The organism is Paenibacillus sp. YIM B09110 (genome assembly GCF_037167145.1).
Lineage (GTDB): Bacteria > Bacillota > Bacilli > Paenibacillales > Paenibacillaceae > Pristimantibacillus.
Map to the genome: position 1 here is coordinate 131596 of NZ_JBANSP010000018.1, position 6462 is coordinate 138057.

Genomic DNA, 6462 nt, shown 5'->3' on the forward strand with positions numbered 1-6462 from the left:
GCTTCGTCCAGAATGACGGCGCTCCGAGCTGAGGTTTCTTTTCTTTGCAGTTCCTTGCTGCAACCTTCCGATTCAAAAGACCGTCTACTAGAGCAAAGAGGTGATACGGAAGTATGCCGAAGAGATCTTATCGAATGGTGCTAACGGCAATTGCATGGGTTATGCTCGTTTTCGTGCTTGCCGGCTGTTCAGGTGGAAGCGAGCCGCCCCTTGCAACTATCAAAGAAGGCAAAACGGATATAAAAGCTTATCAAAGCAGTTACTGCTGGGGCAATGTTTGCGCCGATTATGCGGACGCGGAAACGATGCTGAAGGACGAACCGGCAACAGTGGTGAACAGCGGGGCGGCCATTTCGATTGCTTTCAAGATCAGCGCGAAGCCATCAACGGTGAGCTTAACCCAATTCAAGGACGGCAGGCCGACTGAGGTGCCTTTCTCGAAAGGCAAGATGACAGCTCCGACGGAGACAGGCGTCTACTACTACAACGTGTTCGCCAGCTGGGGGAACGGCAAACTGACGAAGGGAGACACTTCGGCTGCGTTTGCGATCGAGATCAAATAATTGGCGGAGCAGAGCGAAACTTAAAGAGCCGGCTAAAGGAGAGTTTCAAGAGCTGATCAGCTCTTGAAACTCTCCTTTTTTCTGCTGGTCGCCTATTTTTTATAGTGAACGGAAAGGGGATTTAATCCATCTAGGCGAATAATAATACATTGCTATTATTCAATTAAGCGTCGCAGTTCGTGATAACGGAGTTGAGTTGATGGTTAACAGTCTCATTTTTGTCGTTATTTTAACGGTTATCATTCATGCTGCCGAAACTTTGTCATATTCGGTTCGCTATGCGGGTGTTAAAATGAATAAGATCGCGGTAGCGTTATCACTGACGGGCATAATCGTACTCATATCGAGAACGGCTAATATGCTGCAATCTATCAATACCGGACATTTCGTCGATCATGCGAGGACGGATGCATCCTTTGATATACTTGGTTACTTCAGGATTGTATTGTTCGCGGCCTCCATTGGAACGTTAATTGCGATAGCGTTGTTTCCGACGTTCGTTCCGCTATGCGGAAGAATTATTGCCCGGCTGGAGCTGACCGGCTCGATACCGAAGCTGCTGTCCAGCGTTACGATCGGACAGTTGAAAAATGCGAAGCGTTTCATCAGAAGACCGCGCATCCGGCTGCGCTCTTTCCGCTATTTGGGCATTCCGAAGCGATTTATTTTTCTCAACATTGCCGTCACGGCCTTCTATACAGTTGGTGTTATATCTGCGTTGTACGCAGCCCATCTCGCCCCTGCAATCAGCACGACTGCTTCGCAAACGTCGGGCATTATTAACGGGATAGCGACGGTGCTGCTAACTATATTTATCGACCCGCAATTAGGGCTCATTATGGACAAGGCAACGAAGGATGAGAACGCAAGAAATCAATTAGGCAAAATATATACGCTGCTTATGGTATCCCGCTTCTTCGGCACGTTGCTCGCGCAACTGCTCATTATACCTGCTGCGTATTTGATTATCGCATTCGTAAAGCTTATCTAAGAAGGAGAGTACGCAAGTGGAAATGAAATTATTTACGATCGATGAAGCGAATGTGCTGCTGCCCGAATTAAAGCAAGAGCTTTATAAGCTGCAGGTGCTCATTGACGATATTGACGACCGTTACTTGGATTTGCAGACGATCAAAGCGAAGCACAACCTGTCTCCAGGAAAGCGCGGAACGATGATCGACCCTTATTTTGAACAGGAAAGTCAGCTTGATTTCATGAGAATGGAAGCCGAGCTTCAGATAAGCAATTTCACTCGCAAGGGGGTATTAATAAAATCGATATCCCCAGGCTTATTGGATTTTCCAGCCATACTGGAAGGAAAGGAAGTTCTGCTGTGCTGGAAGCAAGGAGAAGAGCATATATCGCATTACCATGGCTGGAATGAAGGCTTCATGGGTCGAAAGCCATATCCTTGAGGGCAATATCGCAATAATGTTGCGAATTTCGGTCATTTGTATTACGATTAGATTGTAATAATTCTAAAAACTAAGCTAGGGGTCAGGACAGGATAAGACGGTATCTGTATCTGCTTTGCTAGATGTAATAAGAGGAGGTATCCTGTTTATGTTGAACGTCACAGCAGAAATCGATAAAATCAATCGTCATTTGATGGCGAAAGGATATAAGTTAACGACTCAACGCGAGATTATATTGCGGGTATTGCTGGAGAATGAAGAAGAGCATCTGAGCGCAGAGGGCGTATTCATGCTCGTGAAGGCAACCTATCCGGACATTGGCCTTGCTACCGTATATCGGACGCTAGAGCTGCTTGCAGAGCTTCATATTGTTGAAAAAATGAACTTCGGCGACGGCGTAGCCCGCTACGACTTGCGCGATGCGGACAGCGAGCATATGCATCATCATTTGATCTGTGAAGTATGCGGCTCGCTGCAGGAAATCAAGGAAGACTGGCTGACGGAAATCGAGGAGCGAATCGAACGTGAATTCGGCTTCAAAGTGTCCGACCACCGTTTGGATTTTACGGGCACCTACAAGAAATGCAAAAACAGCAACGGCACTTGCAAGAAAACAGGCAAAGCCGTTTCGTAAACAGCATTCAAGCACATATTAGGGGCTGGAAAGGCTGAGTACTCTTTGCAGAGTCTCAGCCTTTTATTCGTTTCGTCATGCGGCGTTACATTGTCATACCTGGTTGTTACACTAGAAGAAGGAAAGTTAAGGAGGAAAAGCTATGGAACTTGGATTTAAAGGGAAGTCCGCTATCGTAACCGGCGGCAGCAAAGGAATTGGATTTGCAACTGCATTGCTGCTTGCTTCGGAGGGAGCTGAGGTTGCCATTGTTGCAAGAGACCTTATCGGCTTAGAGGCCGCAGCAGAAGAAATCTTTGCCAAGACGGGCAAGAAGGTGCTTACGATCAGCGCTGACGTCTCGCAGCCGGAAGCAGCGGCGCATGCGGTAACAAGAACGGTCGACACATTCGGGAGAGTGGATATTCTCGTCAATAATGCGGGCACGTCGGCAGCTCGTCCGTTCGCCGATGTCGGCACGGAAGCATGGTCTTCCGATCTCGATCTGAAGCTGTTCGGAGCGATTCACTTTGCTCGCGAAGCGCTGCCTTACTTGCGCGCTTCTGGACGCGGAGCTATCGTGAACGTAACGGCGGTCGGAGGCAAGACGCCCGGAGCCTCGTCGCTGCCGACGTCAGTAAGCCGCGCGGCGGGGCTGGCCCTGACCAAAGCGATGAGCAAAGACCTTGCCTCGGATAACATTCGCGTCAATGCGGTATGTATCGGACTTATTCGCAGTGAGCAGATCGAGCGGATGTGGCGAAGCACGGCACCTGAGCAGTCGTGGGAGCAATTCGCTGCTGATCCGAAGCATCGCATTCCACTTGGCCGTATTGGCGAAGCGCGCGAGGCTGCGAACGTGATCGCCTTCCTCGTATCAGATGCCGCATCCTTCGTAACTGGAACGTCGGTTAATATTGATGGCGGAATCGCACCCGTATTGTGACTTAGAATCAATTGCAGGAGTGCGCCGGGCGGGGATGTAGAAGCTCGGCGCATTTCGTTTGTGAAAAGGACAGATTTGTCCAAAGATGAAAAGAATACCTATACTGGAATGTTTCTAATCATGTATACTGTATAGAGGTCTTAAGTCCTGATCATTCGCTAGATTTCGACAGCAGATTGATAGTTTTCGACTTAACCGAAATGAGGGCAAACGATGGAACATATTCATGGATCTTACGACAGTTTACTTGTTATATTCTCTTACATAATAGCGGTTGCCGCTTCTTATACAGCACTTGATCTGGCAGGCAGAGTCAGCAATGCCAAAGGCAGCAGCAGACTCGGATGGCTTTCATTCGGCGCTGCCATTATGGGCAGCGGCATATGGTCGATGCACTTTGTCGGCATGCTCGCTTATTCGCTGCCAATCACAATTAGATATGACATTGTTATTGTGTTCGTCTCCGTCATAGCGGCGGTTGCGGCGGCATTCATTGCGCTCTACGTGGTAGGCCGCAATCAGTTAACGATACGCCAACTGCTAACGGGCGGTTTATTGCTTGCAACAGGCATATCGACAATGCATTATGTCGGAATGTCGGCCATATTAGTCGACTTATCATACGATCCGCTCATGTTTACATTATCGATCGTCATAGCGATTGTGGCGTCGATTGCGGCACTTTGGCTATCGTTTTATTTTCGCGGGGGCGAGGAAAGCAATGCAGGGTGGAAGAAGCTGGGAAGCGGTATCATAATGGGCGCGGCAATTGTGGGCATGCATTATACAGGTATGTTCGCTACAAACTTTCATCCGAGTAACAGAACTCCGTTCTCGATTGGGCTCATCCTTGATCAGAAGCTGCTTGCCTATCTAATCGTAGGCGGGACGCTGTTCACGCTGGGGTTGTCGCTATTCGGGATCGTTATGTCCAAGCGATTGAACATTAAGGATACGGCTCTGGAGGAAAGCGAGAAATGGTATAAGTCGCTCTACGATAATAATCTCGACGGGATTGTGTCGGTTGACCTGAACCGCCGGGTCATTAGTTATAATGAAGCGGCGCTCCATATTACGGGGCTCACCGATATTCAGGTGCTGGGAAAACCGATTTCAGAGCTTGTCAAAGTTATCGCTGAGCCGGATCGCGCAAAGACGACGGATATGTTCGTTAGTGCGTTCAAGGGTATGCGCACGACACATGAAACGACGCTTATTCGAAACGGTCAGGTCATTATACTGTCGGTAACGAATGTTCCGGTTATTATCGAGGGCAACGTGGCGGGCAGCTATATTATTTTCAAAGATATTACGGACGAGAAGCAGGCGGAGCAGCGGATTCATCATCTTGCGTACCACGATGAGCTGACGGGCTTGCCGAACCGGAGGAAATTCAATCAAGCGATCGGCGAATGGATTGAAGCTAGAAATATAAGCCGTCTGCCGTTCGCGGTTATGGTGCTGGATATTGATCGATTCAAAATGATAAATGATTCGCTGGGTCATACGTATGGCGATATCTTCTTGCAGGAATTGACGACCCGCATTCAGACAAGCTTGGAAGGACAGAACGTGATGCTGGCCCGCATGGGTGGCGACGAGTTCACGATTCTATGCCGCAACTGCCCGGATGAGTCGGATATCGTTGAGCTTGCAGAGAAGATCATTAACTCGATTCAAATTCCTTATAGGCTTAAGGACAACGACTTCTATGTGTCGGCAAGTATCGGCATAGCTTTGTTCCCGCAGCATGGACATGATGCTACCGAGCTGCTTAAAAACGCGGATACGGCCATGTACGAAGTGAAGAGAAAAGGGAAAAACGGCTATATGTTTTTCTCCCGAGAGCTGGATGACAAGCTGCAGCAAAAGATTGAGCTGGAGGGCGACCTGCGCAAGGCGGTGGAGAATGGCGAGCTGCTGCTTCACTATCAGCCGCAGATTAGAACTTCCGACAACGAGATGATCGGTGTTGAAGCGCTTGTCCGCTGGAATCATAAAGACAGAGGGCTGTTATCGCCGGGAACGTTCATTCCGATTGCGGAAGAGACCGGCATCATATACGAGATAGGCACTTGGGTGCTGCGCGAAGCGTGCAGGCAGATGCGCGAGTGGCACATGGCAGGCGGACCGCTCATTCCGGTAGCAGTCAATTTGTCATCGCAGCAATTCCATCAGCCGGATTTGGCCGGGTATATCAAATCGATTTTGGACGAAGCCGGCTTAGAGCCCAAGTTTTTGGAGCTGGAGATTACGGAGAGCATGATGATGGACGCGGAGTTGTCGGCGGATATCTTGAAGCGGCTGAATGAGTACGGCGTTCGAATCAGTCTGGATGACTTCGGCACAGGCTATAGCTCCTTAAGCTATCTGAAAATGTTCCCGATCCACAAGCTTAAGATTGATCGATCCTTCATCCGCGACATTACCCATAGCGGCAACGATCAAGCAATCGTTGCTACGATTATCGCAATGGCTCACAATATGAATATGGAAGTTATCGCGGAAGGCATCGAGACGAAGGATCAGCTAGACATATTGAGGGACAAGGATTGCCAAAAAATTCAAGGCTACTACTTCAGCAAGCCGTTATCAGCTAATGACGTCGAAGATTCGTTCTTCAAGCCGAAGCGCTCTTATGCCGAGTTTTCCTTATTGGATTCGTGATAAGCGTTAACGCAGCTCTGGCAGATGCATGACTTCCCCCGCTGTTCGGGAGGAACAAGCGCAATCAGCTCAGCAGGGATGGAAGCTTGAAAGCACCAGCAATCGCTGCCGTTTTGGCTGGAGGGGACTGATTCGACGCCGCAATGATGGGGTTGACCGCAGATTGGACAGTTCATTCGTGGTAAGGCCTCCATTCTATGAAATGAATAGCTATTATAATTGAAGTGGCTGACGGGATGAATGACACCCGTCAGCCAC

7 protein-coding genes are annotated in these 6462 nt (G+C 49.0%); 6 read left to right on the forward strand and 1 reads right to left on the reverse strand.

What is annotated here, in order from left to right; genetic code table 11:
* Positions 1 to 113 precede the first annotated feature (113 nt).
* The 6 genes from V8F51_RS22965 to V8F51_RS22990 all read left to right on the forward strand — a co-directional run bounded on the left by V8F51_RS22965 (position 114) and on the right by V8F51_RS22990 (position 6204).
* Positions 114 to 563, forward strand: coding sequence for a hypothetical protein (locus V8F51_RS22965; protein WP_337102831.1), 450 nt, complete (start codon positions 114 to 116; stop codon positions 561 to 563).
* A gap of 199 nt (positions 564 to 762) precedes the next feature.
* Entirely contained in the window at positions 763 to 1554 is a 792-nt protein-coding gene (locus tag V8F51_RS22970; protein WP_337102832.1) for a lipid II flippase Amj family protein, read from the forward strand.
* Between the two features lie 22 nt (positions 1555 to 1576).
* The gene (locus tag V8F51_RS22975; protein WP_337102842.1) at positions 1577 to 1978 is read left to right on the forward strand and encodes a DUF2203 domain-containing protein; all 402 of its coding nucleotides are present in this window, start codon (positions 1577 to 1579) and stop codon (positions 1976 to 1978) included.
* 148 nt (positions 1979 to 2126) lie between these two features.
* Entirely contained in the window at positions 2127 to 2612 is a 486-nt protein-coding gene (gene fur / locus V8F51_RS22980) for a ferric iron uptake transcriptional regulator (protein ID WP_337102833.1), read from the forward strand.
* A gap of 142 nt (positions 2613 to 2754) precedes the next feature.
* A complete protein-coding gene (locus V8F51_RS22985) occupies positions 2755 to 3537 on the forward strand; it encodes an SDR family NAD(P)-dependent oxidoreductase (protein WP_337102834.1) in 783 nt (260 codons plus the stop codon).
* Between the two features lie 213 nt (positions 3538 to 3750).
* Positions 3751 to 6204 (forward strand): EAL domain-containing protein, encoded by a 2454-nt coding sequence (locus tag V8F51_RS22990; protein ID WP_337102835.1) that lies wholly within the window; start codon positions 3751 to 3753, stop codon positions 6202 to 6204.
* Here the strand turns inward: V8F51_RS22990 and V8F51_RS22995 are convergent.
* Complete coding sequence (locus V8F51_RS22995; RefSeq protein ID WP_337102843.1) at positions 6174 to 6398, reverse strand: cysteine-rich CWC family protein; 225 nt, start codon at positions 6396 to 6398, stop codon at positions 6174 to 6176. The two genes, V8F51_RS22990 and V8F51_RS22995, sit on opposite strands and share 31 nt — an antisense overlap.
* Between the last annotated feature and the right edge of the window lie 64 nt (positions 6399 to 6462).